Annotated in this window: 13 protein-coding genes; 9 read left to right on the top strand and 4 right to left on the bottom strand. The window is 60.1% G+C overall.

Features of this window, described 5'->3' with window-relative positions; translation table 11 throughout:
• Positions 1-135 precede the first annotated feature (135 nt).
• Together ACIY1O_RS07015 and fdxA are read right to left on the bottom strand one after the other, a co-directional pair.
• Positions 136-957, bottom strand: coding sequence for a ferredoxin--NADP reductase (locus tag ACIY1O_RS07015; protein WP_397474375.1), 822 nt, complete (start codon positions 955-957; stop codon positions 136-138).
• 12 nt (positions 958-969) lie between these two features.
• Positions 970-1,293: a ferredoxin FdxA gene (gene fdxA / locus ACIY1O_RS07010; RefSeq protein ID WP_397474374.1), complete on the bottom strand. Its 324-nt coding sequence runs from the start codon at positions 1,291-1,293 to the stop codon at positions 970-972.
• 226 nt (positions 1,294-1,519) lie between these two features.
• Between fdxA and pncB the strand changes: the two genes are divergently transcribed.
• The 5 genes from pncB (at position 1,520) to ACIY1O_RS06985 (ending at position 5,980) form a co-directional block, all read left to right on the top strand.
• On the top strand, positions 1,520-2,698 hold the full coding sequence (gene pncB, locus ACIY1O_RS07005; protein ID WP_397474373.1) for a nicotinate phosphoribosyltransferase: 1,179 nt from the start codon (positions 1,520-1,522) through the stop codon (positions 2,696-2,698).
• A 39-nt stretch (positions 2,699-2,737) separates the two neighbouring features.
• Positions 2,738-3,679, top strand: a complete 942-nt coding sequence (locus tag ACIY1O_RS07000; RefSeq protein WP_397474372.1) for a LysR substrate-binding domain-containing protein — start codon at positions 2,738-2,740, stop codon at positions 3,677-3,679.
• Positions 3,680-3,954: 275 nt separating this feature from the next.
• Entirely contained in the window at positions 3,955-4,383 is a 429-nt protein-coding gene (locus ACIY1O_RS06995; RefSeq protein WP_397474371.1) for a RidA family protein, read from the top strand.
• Positions 4,384-4,388: 5 nt separating this feature from the next.
• Positions 4,389-4,964 carry a 3-hydroxyanthranilate 3,4-dioxygenase gene (locus ACIY1O_RS06990; protein ID WP_397474370.1) on the top strand — a complete coding sequence of 192 codons (576 nt, stop codon included), beginning with the start codon at positions 4,389-4,391 and terminating at the stop codon, positions 4,962-4,964.
• A gap of 20 nt (positions 4,965-4,984) precedes the next feature.
• On the top strand, positions 4,985-5,980 hold the full coding sequence (locus ACIY1O_RS06985) for an amidohydrolase family protein (protein ID WP_397474369.1): 996 nt from the start codon (positions 4,985-4,987) through the stop codon (positions 5,978-5,980).
• A 78-nt stretch (positions 5,981-6,058) separates the two neighbouring features.
• Here ACIY1O_RS06985 and ACIY1O_RS06980 read toward each other — a convergent pair whose 3' ends face one another.
• Positions 6,059-6,571, bottom strand: a complete 513-nt coding sequence (locus ACIY1O_RS06980; protein WP_397474368.1) for a flavodoxin family protein — start codon at positions 6,569-6,571, stop codon at positions 6,059-6,061.
• Positions 6,572-6,701: 130 nt separating this feature from the next.
• Between ACIY1O_RS06980 and ACIY1O_RS06975 the strand changes: the two genes are divergently transcribed.
• The 4 genes from ACIY1O_RS06975 to accD all read left to right on the top strand — a co-directional run bounded on the left by ACIY1O_RS06975 (position 6,702) and on the right by accD (position 12,055).
• Positions 6,702-8,966, top strand: a complete 2,265-nt coding sequence (locus tag ACIY1O_RS06975; protein WP_397474367.1) for a RelA/SpoT family protein — start codon at positions 6,702-6,704, stop codon at positions 8,964-8,966.
• A gap of 101 nt (positions 8,967-9,067) precedes the next feature.
• Positions 9,068-10,267: a tryptophan synthase subunit beta gene (gene trpB / locus ACIY1O_RS06970; RefSeq protein WP_397474366.1), complete on the top strand. Its 1,200-nt coding sequence runs from the start codon at positions 9,068-9,070 to the stop codon at positions 10,265-10,267.
• 19 nt (positions 10,268-10,286) lie between these two features.
• Complete coding sequence (gene trpA / locus ACIY1O_RS06965; protein WP_397474365.1) at positions 10,287-11,126, top strand: tryptophan synthase subunit alpha; 840 nt, start codon at positions 10,287-10,289, stop codon at positions 11,124-11,126.
• A 50-nt stretch (positions 11,127-11,176) separates the two neighbouring features.
• Positions 11,177-12,055, top strand: a complete 879-nt coding sequence (gene accD, locus ACIY1O_RS06960; protein ID WP_397474364.1) for an acetyl-CoA carboxylase, carboxyltransferase subunit beta — start codon at positions 11,177-11,179, stop codon at positions 12,053-12,055.
• A 234-nt stretch (positions 12,056-12,289) separates the two neighbouring features.
• On the opposite strand, the gene ACIY1O_RS06955 is transcribed toward accD, so the two are convergent.
• On the bottom strand, positions 12,290-15,421 hold the full coding sequence (locus ACIY1O_RS06955) for an Rne/Rng family ribonuclease (RefSeq protein ID WP_397474363.1): 3,132 nt from the start codon (positions 15,419-15,421) through the stop codon (positions 12,290-12,292).
• Positions 15,422-15,750: the final 329 nt, after the last annotated feature.

Genomic DNA, 15,750 nt, shown 5'->3' with positions numbered 1-15,750 from the left:
TACCCGGGGCTAAGTGGTTGAAGCCTGAATTATAGGGCCATGCCGAAATAAATTTATAAATATTTATTTACGAAAGGTATTAAGCGTGTGCGCTCTTTTATGAATATCAACAGCGGGCCAAGCCGGAGTAGGGCTTTACCAATAGTTTTCCAGGGCGAGATTGCCTGGATTGCCCCGGCGGCCCACCGCGAAACCGCGCTCTTTGAGCAATGCACGCGCCTCGGTGAGCATGTCGGGGTTGCCGCACAGCATGATCTTCGACTTATCCGCGTCCAGTGCACGTCCGGCCAGTTTTTCGAGCCCGCCGTCTTCGATCAGGCGGGTGAGACGGGCCCTGGGCATGCCCGGATAAGCTTCACGGGTCGGAATCGGCAGATAAGCAAGCTGTGCCCGCTGGGGGGCGCCCGCAAGTTGCGGCAGGCCGTCGCGTACCCATTGAAGGATTTCATCGCGATAGGCCAGTTCTTGAGTCGAACGAACGCCGTGCACCAGGAAAATATGGTCGAATGTTGTCCAAACGGCTGGATCTTGCAGCATGGACAGATACGCGGATAGCCCGGTGCCCGTCGCCAGCAGCCACAGATCGCCGCCGGGCGCACGCTTGCCGTCGGCTCCCGCAAAGCGGTCCAGGGTTAGAAAACCAAAAGCCGTTTTGTCGACGTATAGTGCGTCTCCGGCCTGCAGTGCCGCCATCCTGGGGCTGAATTCGCCTTCGGGCACGACGATGGAATAGAACTCGAGCCGGTCGCGCTGCGAGGGCGGGGTCACCATGGAGTAAGCGCGCCATATCGTGGGCGGAGCATCCGGAGAGTGATCAGCGGGCAGCCCCAGTCGAGCAAATTGGCCCGGTGCGAATTCGTATTCGGGATTGCGCGTGGTGACAATGGACAGAAGCTTGCCGGGCGCCCACGGCCGCACTTCCAGCACGGTTTCCCGCGTGTACTTGGAATCGGACATCTAGCGGCCTTGTCAGCGTTCGAGGTGTTTGAGCTTGCCTTCGACACCGTTCCAGTCGTCGGCATCGGGCTGAGGTTTTTTGGATCGATTGATCATGCCGAATTCGGGCGAGAGTTCGGCGTTCAACGCAATGAAGTCGAGCTGGTCGGCGGGCACGTCTTCTTCGGCAAAAATGGCATTGGCGGGACATTCGGGCACACAAACGGCACAGTCAATGCATTCGTCGGGATCGATGACCAGGAAATTGGGGCCCTCGCGAAAGCAATCGACGGGGCAGACATCGACACAGTCTGTAAATTTGCATTTGATGCAGTTTTCGGTGACGACGTGGGTCATGGGAACAAGCTCCAGTAAGTATCGCAATGGTCAACACCCTTGCGACCTGGCTTGCTGGGCTTTGCTGCGTCGAAAAAAGGAAAGGCATTAAACATTACAATAGGGGCGAAAGTACGCGATAGCAATTTTACCCAATAAAAACATAGGCCTCCCGATTGACCTGCCGCCCAGTCAGGTCTTTCGTCCACTTTGCGGCTCTGGCGCCCGCCCTGGTTTCCACCGTTCCATGATCATTACTTCTCTTCTAGACACCGATCTGTACAAGTTCACCATGATGCAGGTGGTGTTGCATCATTTTCCGGCTGCGCAGGTCGAGTACCGATATAAATGCCGTACTCCCAACGTCAATCTCAGTGCCTATCTCGACGAAATCCGGGCCGAGGTGCATTCGCTGTGCCAGCTCAAGTTCACCGACAAAGAGCTTGAATATCTGCGCAGCCTGCGTTTCATTAAAAGCGATTTTGTCGATTTTCTGGGCTTGTTCCATTTGCCCGAAAAATGCATCCAGCTGTCGCTGGGCGAGCACCCCGGTGAAATCGACATCACGGTCAAGGGGCCTTGGCTGCACACGATATTGTTCGAGATTCCGGTGCTGGCCATCGTCAACGAGGTGTATTTCCGCAACGAATGCAAGGAGCCGGGTTGGGAGGAAGGGCGGCAGCGCCTGCAGTCCAAGATGCAGCTTGTCACCGACGACCCCGATCTGGCCGATTTTCGGGTGGCCGAGTACGGTACCCGGCGGCGTTTTTCCAAGGTGTGGCACGACGAGGTGGTTACCACCATGAAACGGCAGATGGGTGTGCACTTCGCCGGCACCAGCAACGTCGATATGGCCATGAAGCACAACGTGACTCCGTTGGGCACCATGGGCCATGAATATCTGCAGGCCTGCCAGGCATTGGGGCCCAGGTTGCGCGATTCCCAGGTATTTGCGCTCGAGGTGTGGGCCAAGGAATACCGGGGCGACCTGGGCATCGCCTTGTCCGACGTTTACGGCATGGATGCGTTCTTGCGCGATTTCGACATGTATTTCTGCAAGTTGTTTGACGGCGCACGGCACGATTCAGGCGACCCTTTCCTATGGGGCGAACGCCTGCTGGCCCACTACGCAGCCAACCGCACCGATCCTCGCACCAAGACCCTGGTTTTCTCGGATGCGCTGACCTTTCCCCGTGCCATCGAGCTTGCGCGGCGCTTTGCCGGACGCTGCAAGGTGTCGTTTGGCATCGGCACCAACCTGACAAACGATCTCGGCCACGAGCCGCTGCAAATCGTCATGAAGATGGTGCGCTGCAATGGGCAGCCGGTGGCCAAGGTGTCTGACGCGCCCGAAAAAACGATGTGTGACGATCCCGCCTACCTGGCATATCTGCGCCAGGTCTTCCAGTTGCCGCCAAGCCCTTAGCTATTGCGAGCGCAGGTGCCCCACGATCCGTCGACATGCATGAAGTTTTCCAAGCAATCGCTGGCGCGGCGACTGAAGCTGCAGCAGTTGGCAATATTCGACCGGGTTCTAGCATGCGGATCCTTGCTGGCTGCGGCGCGTGAGCTGCACTTGACACAGCCCGCGGTCAGCAAATCCATCCAAGAGCTGGAAGACCATTTCGGACAGCCCTTGCTGATACGCAGTCGCCGCGGAGTGCAGCCCACCGACTTCGGCCTGATGTTGCAGGCCCACTCGCAGGCGCTGCTGGCGGATCTGCGATTCCTTGCTGATGATCTGAACTCCTGGAACGCAGGGGTGTCGGGGAAAGTGGTGGCCGGTACCCTGCTAACCGCGGCAGCCGATTTGCTGCCGCGAGCTTTACTGCGTTTGCGCGAACTGGCTCCCAGCGTTGTCGTTGAGGTGCGGGTAGGCGTGAATGAAAAAATGTTTGCGGAACTGGCGGCAGGCGAGCTCGACATCGTCGTTGGCTTGATTCCCGTCCAGGACGCGTCCTCCACCTTGCAACATACTCCTTTATATGTTGAATCTTTGTGCGCGGTCGTCGGCCGACGTCACCCCCTGGCCACTACGGGAATAGCGAATGTGTCGCAGCTGGCCACGATGGATTGGATTCTGCCGGTCTCCCAGTCCGAGGCGCGTCACGCGGCCGTGCGATTTTTCCAAGAGCTGGGGTTACCTATGCCTGCCCGGGTAATTGAATCGGTGTCGATCATGACCAATATCGGGCTGCTGGTTGATTCGCGCATGATCGCATTGATGCCCTTCAGCGTTGCCCGGAAGTTCGTTCACCTGGGCCTATTGAGTGTTCTTCCCCTAGGGCGGCAACTTCCTTTTGGTAACGTAGGGTATACCGTAGCAAAAGGCCGAACCATCACCCCTGCCAACCAGCGTCTGATAATGGCTTTGCATGACGTCGAAGCCGAGGCCCAAGCAGTTTAGGTATTCCTGCTGTTTATATAAAAGGCCTGTTTTTTCATTATTCACGCCAACTTTGTTTGATTACGATGGTTCTTTGAGCAATTTTCCCTCTGCATTGGCAGAGGTGCTTACGGCGCTTGAGGCGGTCGACTACGTCGAGGCGGTTGTGCAGCCGGCTCGTTGATCATGGCGGGCGGCGCAACCGCCGCGCAGGCGTGGGCGCAGGGTCTGCATGTCCGCTGCGATGTCAGCAGCCTGGGCAACGTTGAATTTTTTACTCGATAGGGATTAATGCAATGAATGATAAAAGTGCTGTCATCACCGGCAAGGCCAAACCGCGTGGCCGCTTCCCCCACTTCAAGCGTGCGGGTGATTTCATCTTTGTTTCCGGCACCAGTTCGCGTCGGCCCGACAACACGTTCGAAGGGGTTGAGGTCGACGCCCTGGGTGTCACCAACCTGGATATTCGCGCGCAGACGCGAGCGGTGATCAAGAACATCGAAGATATCTTGAAGCATGCCGATGCAGACTTGTCGGATTTGGTGGAAGCCCAGGTGTTTTTGGTCAATATGAATGATTTTGGCGGATACAACGAGGTATGGGCCGAGTTCTTCGACTATGAAGGCCCGACGCGCACCACGGTTGCGGTCCATCAATTGCCGCATCCGCATCTACTGATCGAGATTCGCGCTACAGCGTATAAACCGCTGAAAACCGAGGACTAATACACATGAGCAAATTCAAGTATGGCTACCCGCTGAATTTCAAGCGCTGGCTTGACGACAACGCCCATTTGCTCAAGCCGCCCGTGGGAAACCAGCAAATCTGGAAAGACAGCAACTTCATGGTGACCGTGGTTGGCGGGCCCAACGAGCGCAGCGACTTTCACGATGACCCCAGCGAAGAGTTTTTTTACCAGTTCAAGGGCAACGCTCACCTGTTGATGTGGGATCGCGGCCAGTACGAGCGGATTCATCTTAAAGAAGGCGATGTCTTCCTGATGGCGCCGCACGTCAAGCATTCTCCGCAACGCCCCGAGGCCGACAGCTTGTGTCTGGTGATTGAGCATGTTCGCGCGCAAGGCGATAAAGACGCCTTGCAATGGAGCTGCGCCAAGTGCGGCACCTTGGTGCGACGCTATGAAATGCAGCTTACCGACATTGTTACCGACCTGCCTCCCGTTTACGAGCAGTTCTACGCCACAAGCGAAGCCGAGCGCACCTGCCCCGGCTGCGGCGAAGTGCATCCGGGGCGTGACTTCAAATCCTGGCATGCGACGCTTAATGCGTCCTTTCCCAACATATAAATAGAAGCATGGACAGAGCAATGATCGATATCCACTCTCATTTTTTTCCATTGATAAGCCAAGAGACTGCTCGGCGGATGGACAGCGAACAGGCGCCCTGGCTGCGCGTTGACGGTGACGGCGATGTCGGCCACATCATGCACGGCGACCAGCCGTTTCGGCCGGTTTACCGCGCATTGTGGGACGCCGATTTTCGCATCAAGGAACTTGACTCGCAGGGGGTCGATGTGCAGGTCACCTGCGCTACGCCCATTATGTTCGGTTACTCGTGGGAAGCATCCAAGGCGGCGGACTGGGCAAGGCAAATGAACGACGAGGCCATCGCCTTTTGCTCGAAGCATCCCACCAGGCTGAAGGCGCTTTCTCAAGTTCCCTTGCAAGACACCAAGCTGGCTTGCGAGGAGGCATCGCGAGCCCAGGCTGCCGGATGCATCGGCGTGCAGATTGGCAACCACGTGGGCGATAAAGACCTCGATCACCCCGATCTGGTCGATTTTCTGACCCATTGCGCCAACGAGTCCATACCGGTGTTTGTGCACCCGTGGGACATGATGGGCGGCGACGGGCGCATGAAGAAATGGATGCTGCCATGGCTGGTCGCCATGCCGGCTGAAACCCAACTGGGCATGTTGTCGCTTATTTTGTCGGGTGCGCTCGAGCGTATTCCCGAGAGCCTGAAGATGTGCTTCGCGCATGGGGGCGGAAGCTTCGCCTATACGCTGGGCCGTGTCGATAATGCCTGGAAGCATCGGGACATCGTCCGCCAGGATTGCCCGCGCCCGCCGTCGGAATATGCAAGCCGTCTGTATACCGACGCGGCCGTTTTCGATCACGACGCGCTGAATCTGTTGGTGAACACCATGGGCGAAGATCGGGTGATGATGGGTTCGGATTATCCCTATCCGCTCGGAGAACAGCCCATCGGGTCTCTGATCAACTCGGCGCCCTCGCTTAACCAAGACCAACGCCGTAAGTTGCTTGTCGGCAACGCGCAAACGTTTTTCAACTTGTCTTGAACTTCCGCAAACTTGCGCTCATGCTGGTAACTTTCATTCCGCAGCTGTCACTGTGGCTGCTGGCTCGCTAACCTATGTTCATAAAAGCAGCGCGGCCATGGTGCCGCCGATTTCTTTACATCGGGCCTGGTCTTCAGGCCCGATCTGCTTGGGGGCGGCTATGGCTTCGGGGCTTTGCGCATGGGTAAGCGTGATATGGGGCGGGGCAATGGCTTCGAGACGCCAGCCGGTGCAGATTTTTTGTGTTTGCCGCACGGCGCCTTGGCCGTCGGAGCCGGCGGCGATCAGCAGGGCATAGGGAAGGCCGTTAAGCCGGTCCAGCACGCCGTAATAGCAGCGATCGAAAAACTCCTTCATTTCGCCGCTGAGCGAAGCGAGGTTTTCGGGGGCGCAGAAGATGAAGCCGTCGGCGGCTAGTAAATCTTCGGCATGGGTGTTTTCGGCACGGGACAGCTTTGCCGCGAACCTTTCCGTAGCCTCCAGGGTTTGCGCGATTTCGAGCGCGCCATCATGGGCCGCCTCGGCCATTTGGCGCGCAGCGCCAGTGCGAGAGTGCCAGACAATAAGCAGCGTGGGGCGGTTTGTGTCCATGATTCCATATGGCGGGCTGAATGAAGAAACGGTAGTATAGATATCGCTCCCAGGCAATGGTGTGGCGCACGCTTGCTCGTGCCCGCCGTGCACGGTCGGGGTCGTAAACCTATTTAAGTCGTTAACCCTTATGTCCAGTACGCCTTCCACCCATGCCGATGCGCCTCCCTTTGATGCGGCCTGGTTCGAGCAGGTGACGGCCGGGCTGGATGATAAAGGGGTGGCGCTGCTGGATGAGGCCGTCAAGTGGGTCAGGCAGCCCTTGCGCGGCATTGAGGCCAGCACCGGCGAGCCGCTCGACTCTCATTGCGCCTCGGTGGCCGGTATTTTGGCCCGTATGCATACTGACGCCCAGACCAGGGCCAGCGCCTTGCTTGCCGTCTTGCCTGACGATGGCGAGTCGTCCGGCAAGCACAAAAGCCCCATGCTCAAGGCTTTCGGCCCCGAGATTTCGGCCCTGGTCCAGGGTACGCGCACACTTCTCAGGCTGGGCCGCATAGCCGGCCAGTCGCGTGACGAGTCCGCCGATAGGCAAGACCAGAAAGAAATGCAGCGCAAGATGCTGTTGGCCATGGCGGCCGACTTGCGCATCGTGCTGTTAAGGCTGGCCTCGCGCTTGCAGTCGCTGCGGTGGTATGCCGAGTCGCGAACGCCGTGTCCGGCCGAATTCGCCCGCGAAACCATGGAGCTTTATGCGCCCCTGGCCAACCGCCTGGGCATCTGGCAGCTAAAGTGGGAAATGGAAGACCTGTCTTTCCGCTTTTTGCAGCCCGACACGTACAAGGGCATTGCCCGGCAGCTTGAAGAGCGCCGGGCCGAGCGCCAGACCTTCATCACCGAGGTAGTGGAAGAGCTTCGGTCCATGCTGGCCGACGCAAACATCCAGGCGGCGGTCTCGGGCCGGCCAAAGCATATCTTCAGCATCTGGAACAAGATGCGAATCAAGAGCCTGCCCTTCGACAAACTGTACGATTTGCGGGCGCTGCGTGTCATCGTCGATGACGAAAGAGACTGCTATGCGGCGCTGGCGCTTGTGCACGCACGCTGGACACCTATCGCCGACGAGTTCGACGACTACATCTCGCGGCCTAAGCCCAATGGCTATCGCTCGCTGCACACCGTCGTGGCCGACGAGCGCGGGCGCACGTTCGAAATTCAAATCCGCACCCACGAAATGCACATGTTCGCCGAGTACGGCATGGCCGCGCACTGGCGCTATAAAGAGGCGGGCGCGCAGGGCGGCACGCAGCAGGCTTCCGGCGACTACGATCGCAAGATTTCCTGGATGCGGCAGTTGCTTTCCTGGGGCGGCGGCGACGGCTCCGAAGCGCCGCCGCCGGCCGATGAGCCGTCTATTTCCGAGCACTCGGATACCGTGGCCGAGCCTAGGCAGTCAGGCCGCATTGGGCCCGAGCGCATCTACGTCCTGACGCCGCAGGCTCGCGTCATTGAATTACCCGAGGGGGCCACGCCGGTTGATTTTGCCTATTACCTGCACACCGACCTGGGGCACCGTTGCCGCGGGGCCCGTGTCGACGGTCAGATGACGCCGCTTTTGACGCGATTGCAAACCGGCCAGACGGTCGAAATCATTGCAGCCAAATCCGGCGGGCCCTCGCGAGATTGGCTCAATCCCCAGCTTGGCTATCTGGCCAGCCCAAGGTCGCGGGCCAAGGTCAGGGCATGGTTCAATGCCATCGAGTTGCAAGAACGCATTTCCAACGGGCAGGCGCTGGTCGAGAAAGAGTTGCAGCGCCTGGGCAAGACGGCTGTCAATCTCGAGCATCTGGCCGAGCAATTGGGCTTCGCCCGCGCTGACGACCTGTACGTGGCGGTAGCCAAGGACGAGTTCAGCTTGCGCCAGATTGACCACGCCCTGAAGGCGCCCTTATCCGGCGCCGACGCCGAACAGAGGCAGGTGTTTGTCCCAAGCCAGGCCAGGGCGCCCGAAGCGGGCGGCAGCGGGGTCTTGGTGATGGGCGTCGATTCCTTGTTGACCCAACTGGCACGCTGCTGCCGGCCGGCTCCACCCGACCACATCGCCGGCTTCGTGACGCGAGGCCGTGGCGTGTCCGTTCATCGGCGTGATTGCCCGTCGTTTGCCACCCTGATGGCGCGCCAGCCCGAACGCATTATCGAAGTCGATTGGGGCGATACCGGCGAAACTGTCTACCCCGTCGATATCGGCATACATGCACCGCAAAGCGCCAATCTGCTGCGCGACCTTTCCGACGTATTCGGACGTCTCAGGCTCAATGTGGTCGGGGTCAACACGCATAGCCGTCGGTCGCTCGCGCATATGGTCTTTACGGTAGAGGTGCGCAACGGCGAGCAGACCAGCCGGGCTCTTGCCGCGCTCAATGAACTGCCGGGCGTCACGGCCATTCGTCAATAACCGGCTACGTTACGGCGCGACCGTCGCGGCGCTGGTAAAATCAGGGATTACGTATTGATTCGGCGTGCCCTGCGGCTGCCGTATAACTTAAGAGTCAATCATTGAAATCTTATAACCTGCCCGACGACCAAGGACATTTTGGCCGGTATGGCGGTTCGTTCGTGTCGGAAACCCTTGTCCATGCGCTGGACGAGTTGAAGCACGCCTACGAAAAATACCGCAACGATCCCGACTTCCAGAACGAGTTCGCCTACGAGTTGAAGCATTTCGTTGGGCGGCCCAGCCCGGTATATCACGCGAAGCGATGGTCCGAACGCCTTGGCGGCGCGCAAATCTGGTTCAAGCGCGAAGATCTCAATCACACGGGCGCCCACAAGATCAACAACTGCATTGGCCAGATTCTGTTGGCCCGGCGCATGGGCAAGCCCCGCATCATCGCAGAAACCGGCGCGGGCCAGCACGGCGTGGCCACGGCCACGGTGGCGGCGCGCTATGGGCTCGAGTGCGTCGTGTACATGGGCAGCGAAGATACCCGCCGTCAAGCGTCAAATGTCTATCGCATGAAACTGCTTGGCGCCAATGTGGTGCCTGTGGATTCGGGTTCGTGCACGCTCAAGGACGCGCTTAACGAGGCCATGCGCGATTGGGTGACCAACGTCGAAAATACCTTCTACATTATCGGCACGGTGGCCGGGCCGCATCCGTATCCGGCCATGGTGCGCGATTTCCAGACGGTCATCGGCAACGAGTGCCTCGAGCAGATGCCCGCCAGTGCCGGACGCCAGCCCGACTACGTCGTGGCCTCGGTGGGCGGCGGCTCAAACGCCATGGGTATATTCCACCCTTATATCGACCACGATGAAGTGCAACTGATCGGGGTCGAGGCGGCGGGCGAGGGCATCGACTCGGGTCGCCACGCGGCTTCGCTCAACGCCGGCGCAGTCGGTGTGCTGCACGGCAATCGCACCTATGTCATTCAGGACGAAAACGGCCAGGTCATCGAAACCCATTCGGTTTCAGCCGGCCTGGACTATCCGGGCGTCGGCCCGGAGCACGCCTGGCTAAAGGACAGCGGGCGCGCCCAGTATGTTGGCATTACCGACGACGAAGCCCTGCAGGCCTTCCACGACTGCTGCCGAACCGAAGGCATTATGCCGGCGCTCGAGTCTTCCCATGCCATCGCGCATGCCGTCCGGCTTGCGCCCACGTTGTCCAAGGACAAGATCATTTTGGTCAACCTGTCGGGCCGGGGTGACAAAGACATGCATACCGTTGCCGAACGCAGCGGTATTACGCTGTAGAACAACAAGGTGGCAATCCATGAATTCCCCGAATAATCGGTTGGCCGCGGCATTTGCCAAGACAGCCTCGCGCGCGGCGCTGATTCCCTATATTACGTCGGGCGAGCCTTCCATGAAGGCGACGCCGCCCCTTATGCACGCATTGGTCAAGGCGGGCGCCGACATCATCGAGCTGGGTGTGCCGTTTTCCGACCCCATGGCTGACGGCCCCGTTATTCAGCGGGCGGGCCAACGGGCCATTGAGCGCGGCGTGGGCCTGGCTCAGGTGCTCGAGATGGTCGCGCAGTTTCGTCAGCAAGACAACGCCACGCCAGTGGTTCTGATGGGCTATGCCAACCCTATTGAGCGCATGGGACAGCAAGTTTTCGTTGATGCGGCCGCACGGGCCGGTGTAGACGGTGTACTCGTGGTCGATTACCCGCCCGAAGAAACTGAATTCGCCGCCATGCTCAACGATGCCGGCCTGGCTCCCATCTTCCTGCTGGCGCCCACGTCCACCGAAGAGCGTATCAAGAAAGTAGGGCAGATCGCCCGCGGCTATGTGTATTATGTGTCATTGAAAGGCATTACCGGCGCCGGCACCTTGGACACCGCCGACGTTGAACGACGGCTTGAACTTATTCGCAAGCATGTTCACCTGCCGGTGGGCGTAGGCTTCGGCATCCGCGACGCCGAAAGCGCACAGCGCCTGGGAAGATTTTCAGATGCCGTCATCATAGGCAGCAAGCTGATCGAAACCATGGAGCAGGCGGCTGAGCAAGCGCGCGAGCAAGGCCTTATACAAGAAACCGACATCGACGCACACGTGATAAACGCCGCCGCCAACTGGCTGGCCGGCATACGCAAGGCGCTTGACTAAATGCCGTCCGCTTTGCGCATTGCGATAAGAAAATTCATCAGGGATACTCAATGAGCTGGATCGAGAAAATTCTGCCGCCCCGGATCAACCGCAACGACAGCGGTACACGCCGGGTGCCCGAGGGCTTGTGGGTCAAATGCCCCGGCTGTGAAACAGTGCTGTACAAAGAAGACCTTCAGGCAACACTTAACGTCTGCCCCAATTGCAGTCACCATATGCGCATCGGGGCGCGGGCTCGTATCGACGCCTTGCTCGACCTGGAAGGCCGCGTCGAGATCGGGCAAAACACCCGGCCTGTCGATCCTCTTAAATTCAAGGACACACGCAAATATCCCGAGCGCGTGGTCGAAGCCACCAAGCAGACTGGCGAGTCTGAAGCCATGGTTACCATGAGCGGCAGTATTCGGTCGCTTCCGGTCGTACTGTCGTGCTTCGAGTTCGCGTTCATGGGCGGCTCCATGGGGTCGGTGGTGGGCGAGCGCTTCGTGCGCGGTGTCCAGGAAGCCATCAAGAACCGCACCCCATTCATATGCGTGGCCGCCTCGGGTGGGGCGCGCATGCAGGAAAGCCTGTTCTCGCTGATGCAAATGGCCAAGACCAACGCTATGCTTACCCGGCTCTCCGACGCCGGCCTGCCTTTCATCAGTGTATTGACCGATCCCACCATGGGTGGCGTGTCCGCCAGCTTCGCTTTCCTGGGTGATGTGGTTATTGCCGAGCCCAAAGCCCTCATTGGCTTTGCCGGGCCGCGAGTCATCGAGCAGACCGTACGCGAAAAACTGCCGGAAGGCTTTCAGCGGGCAGAGTTCCTGCTCGACAAGGGAGCCATCGACATGGTGATCGATCGCCGCGAAATGCGGGACGAAATTGCACACCTGCTGGCTTTGCTGATGCGCCAGTCGGCGGACAGTATCGCCAAAGCCGAATAGCTCGCCTCAGGCGACAACCGGCACGGTTGTAATCGTGCAGGTGGTTGCACAGGCAGCAGCCAGAGCCTATGGGCCCAGGCGAAAAAAACCCCAAACAGAGGAAGCCCTGTTTGGGGTTTTTTAACGTTTGAAAACAGGGCGTTGCCGCGTTTTCAACAGGCGATATTGCTGCGTGGGTTAACCTGGCTGGTGTAACCCGGTTGTGGGTTCTTGCCAGCCAGGTGTGTGCCGGTCTTAATTGCGGGTCTCGACCTGCTGCAGCGGTTCGTCGGCCACCATGGGGGCGGCCTTGCGGGCGCGTCCCAGACGCTCAACAGGCTCCGGCGCAGGGGCGGGCGCATTTGAGCGGGTCTCGATCAGTTGCATCCCAGCGGCGCGAATGGCTTCGTCGAGGGAGCTTGCGCGAGGTGCGGCCGTGCCGTTGCCCTGTGACGTCTGGGTGACCGGGCCGCTGCTGTCCGCGCCATCTGCCGTGGCGCTGCCATTAACCTTGGCAGCATCAGGGCGGGCCGGGTCTTCTGTGCGCACTTCGGCGCCAGCCGCTTGTGCAATCGGTTCGGAAACAGCGACTACAGCACTTGGCGCGGCTACCGCAATAGCAGTCGTGGCGCCGGTTTCCACAGGCTCAACTGCTTCGTCCGGTGTGGCGGTTTCAGCTTGCCCTTCATCGATTATGATCGTTTCGACCTGGGCATGCACCGGTGCGTCGGCGCTGGCCGGCATCGTTTCTACCGCATCCGGCGTGTCGTCCGATGCCATGGTTTGGCCGGCGGTTTCGATCGACTCGTCGGGAGTCTGCTGAGCCGAAGCCGTTTCGACGGCCGTTGGGGCGGCAGCTTGAGCCGGAGCCGCTTCGACCTGCGCTGGCGAGATGTCTGCCGGCGCTAGCTCGGCAGCCGTGGCTGCTGGGTCAACGGGGGGCTGCTGGCCGGCAGCGGCGGCGTGCGCAGGAGCTGTGGACGACTGGGCAGGAGCTGCGCGGTCTGCTTCGGATTGGTCCGATTCGGGCTGCGGTACAGCAGAAGCAGCGGCAAGACCGGACTCTGTCTGCTGGGCATCAGATGCCTCGACCTGACCGTCGCCGGAGCGACGGCCTCGACGGCTGCGGCGACGGCGACGCTTGCGCTCGGGATCGCCTTGTTCGGCGTCGGCGCCCGGTACGGAAGCGGCTACAGTCGGTGTAGTGTCGTCGTCATGCGAAGGTTGCTGCGTGGCATCGGCAGGCTGGTCGCCGCTTGCCGCCGCGACGGTTGCCGCTGTGGTTTCGAGTGTTGTTTCGGTAGCGGTGTCGTCACGACGATTGCGTCCACGGCCACGGCGTCCGCGCCCGCTGCGGTTCGACGTGTTTTCGGTGTTGTCCGTGGTTTCGACGCCCGGTGCCGTCTGGATGTCCTGCTCGGCTACGGCCTTGTCGCCGCGATTGCCCGCGCCCCGCCGCTGGCCACGTGCCTGGCGTTGTTCGCCATCGGCTTCGGCGTTGCGGGCGGCGTCTGCGCGGCCTGCTTCGCTTCGGCCGCCACCGCCCCGGCGTGAGCGGGAGCGTTCGTCGTGGGTCCGTTCGCGGCGTTCGCCTGGACGGCCGCCTTTACGTCGGGTAGCTGAAGCCTGTTTTTCTTCCGACTGAGCCTTGGATTCGACCTGGGGCTGCGTGGAGGCGTTGGCGCCGGTCAGCCAAGCTATCACGCGAGAGAGCCAGCTTCGGCGTTGGGTTGTGATGGCGGCCGGCTGGACGGCGGGGGCCGAGGCGCCCGGGGCGGGCTGGGCAGGGGTTATGCCCTTGACCAGCGCCTCGGGGCGCGCCTTGGCCTCTTCGCCGTTCTGTGTCGTCCAGCTTAGTGACTCGTCGGGTGGGCTCTGTACCAGATCGAAGCTGGTTTCGCCGGCCTCGAGACGGGGGTCGTCGTGGCGCAGGCGTTCAATGTGATGATGCGGCGTCTCGAGGTTCTTGTTCGGTATGAGAACCAGGGAGACCTTGAGGCGGGATTCGATCTTGGTAATGTCGTTGCGCTTCTCGTTGAGCAGGAAGGTGGCCACGTCGACCGGCACCTGAGCATGCAGGGCTGCCGTGTTTTCCTTCATGGCTTCTTCTTGCAGCAAGCGCAGCACGTGCAGCGCGCTGGATTCAGCATCACGGATGACGCCGGTGCCGGTGCAACGCGGGCAGGTGATGTGCGAGCCTTCGTTCAGGGCGGGACGCAGGCGCTGACGCGAGAGCTCCATCAGGCCGAAGCGGGATATCTTGCCCATTTGCACCCGGGCGCGATCAAAACGCAGCGCATCCCGCAGACGGTGTTCGACGGCACGCTGGTTTTTGCCGTCTTCCATGTCGATGAAGTCGATGACGATCAGACCGCCCAGGTCGCGCAGGCGCAACTGGCGCGCGACTTCGTCGGCGGCTTCGAGGTTGGTGCGCAGGGCGGTTTCTTCGATGTCGGCGCCGCGAGTGGAGCGGGCGGAGTTGACGTCGATGGCCACCAGGGCTTCGGTATGATCGATAACGACCGAGCCGCCCGACGGCAACTGAATGGTGCGCGAATAGGCGGTTTCTATCTGGTGTTCGATCTGGAAGCGCGAGAACAGGGGAACGTCGTCGCGATACACTTTGACGCGCTGAACGTTGTCGGGCATTACCACGCTCATGAAGGCGGTGGCTTGCTCGGCGATTTCGTCGGTATCGATCAGGATCTCGCCGATTTCGGGCGAGAAATAGTCGCGGATGGCGCGGATGACCAGGCTGGATTCGAGATAGATGAGAATGGGCGCTGCGTTGTCGCGGGCCGCCGCATCAATGGCGTTCCAGAGCTGTTCCAGATAGGAAAGGTCCCACTGCAATTCTTCGACGCTGCGGCCGATGCCCGCGGTGCGGGCAATGATGCTCATGCCCTGGGGCGTATTGAGCTGATCCATGGCTTCGCGCAGCTCTTGGCGATCTTCACCCTCGACGCGGCGCGATACACCGCCGCCGCGGGGATTGTTGGGCATCAGCACCAGGTAGCGGCCCGCCAACGAAATAAAGGTGGTCAGGGCGGCGCCCTTGTTGCCGCGCTCTTCTTTTTCGACCTGGACAATAAGCTCTTGCCCTTCAGACAGAGCATCCTGGATACGCGCAGTGCGTACATCGACGCCTTCTTTGAAGTAGCTGCGGGCGATTTCCTTGAAAGGCAGGAAGCCATGGCGCTCTTCACCGTAGCTGACGAAGCAGGCTTCGAGACCAGGTTCGATGCGGGTGATGACCCCTTTATAGATATTGCCTTTGCGCTGTTCGCGCCCGGCGGATTCGATGTCGAGGTCGATGAGTTTCTGACCGTCGACAATGGCAACGCGTAATTCTTCTTGATGCGTTGCATTGAACAACATGCGTTTCATGAGTGTATTTCTCCGTAGTCATGGCGCGCCGGTTATCGGCGCACGACCGCGGGCCACTCGGTGTGCTGCGCAAAATCTTGCGGCTGGGGGCAGGGCTGGCTCGAACACTACAGCGCCTGCCGGTGTCGTTAGGCAGGCACGGCGTGCCAGCGGGCACGCTGTTCGGTCAGCAGGGAGGTCAGGATCACGATAGTGGTTGACGAAAAAAATTGCTGGAGAACGGCAGACGCACGGTTTGTAGGTGCGGCTGGTGCATAAAACGATGATCTTAGCTTGCAAGACTACAGCGCCGCACGCGGCAGGCGGAACCTGGAACTTCTGGCTGGCAT

It is taken from the genome of Pusillimonas sp., assembly GCF_044464525.1.
Taxonomy (GTDB): domain Bacteria; phylum Pseudomonadota; class Gammaproteobacteria; order Burkholderiales; family Burkholderiaceae_B; genus Pusillimonas.
The sequence above is the reverse complement of the archived record's forward strand: the minus strand, read 5'-3'. Positions and strand labels throughout refer to the sequence as shown.

Coding starts and splice junctions, on each gene's coding strand:
- ACIY1O_RS07015 (WP_397474375.1), bottom strand. CDS start 957: ATGTCCGATTCCAAGTACACGCGGGAAACCGTGCTGGAAGTGCGGCCG.
- fdxA (WP_397474374.1), bottom strand. CDS start 1,293: ATGACCCACGTCGTCACCGAAAACTGCATCAAATGCAAATTTACAGAC.
- pncB (WP_397474373.1), top strand. CDS start 1,520: ATGATCATTACTTCTCTTCTAGACACCGATCTGTACAAGTTCACCATG.
- ACIY1O_RS07000 (WP_397474372.1), top strand. CDS start 2,738: ATGAAGTTTTCCAAGCAATCGCTGGCGCGGCGACTGAAGCTGCAGCAG.
- ACIY1O_RS06995 (WP_397474371.1), top strand. CDS start 3,955: ATGAATGATAAAAGTGCTGTCATCACCGGCAAGGCCAAACCGCGTGGC.
- ACIY1O_RS06990 (WP_397474370.1), top strand. CDS start 4,389: ATGAGCAAATTCAAGTATGGCTACCCGCTGAATTTCAAGCGCTGGCTT.
- ACIY1O_RS06985 (WP_397474369.1), top strand. CDS start 4,985: ATGATCGATATCCACTCTCATTTTTTTCCATTGATAAGCCAAGAGACT.
- ACIY1O_RS06980 (WP_397474368.1), bottom strand. CDS start 6,571: ATGGACACAAACCGCCCCACGCTGCTTATTGTCTGGCACTCTCGCACT.
- ACIY1O_RS06975 (WP_397474367.1), top strand. CDS start 6,702: ATGTCCAGTACGCCTTCCACCCATGCCGATGCGCCTCCCTTTGATGCG.
- trpA (WP_397474365.1), top strand. CDS start 10,287: ATGAATTCCCCGAATAATCGGTTGGCCGCGGCATTTGCCAAGACAGCC.
- accD (WP_397474364.1), top strand. CDS start 11,177: ATGAGCTGGATCGAGAAAATTCTGCCGCCCCGGATCAACCGCAACGAC.
- ACIY1O_RS06955 (WP_397474363.1), bottom strand. CDS start 15,421: ATGAAACGCATGTTGTTCAATGCAACGCATCAAGAAGAATTACGCGTT.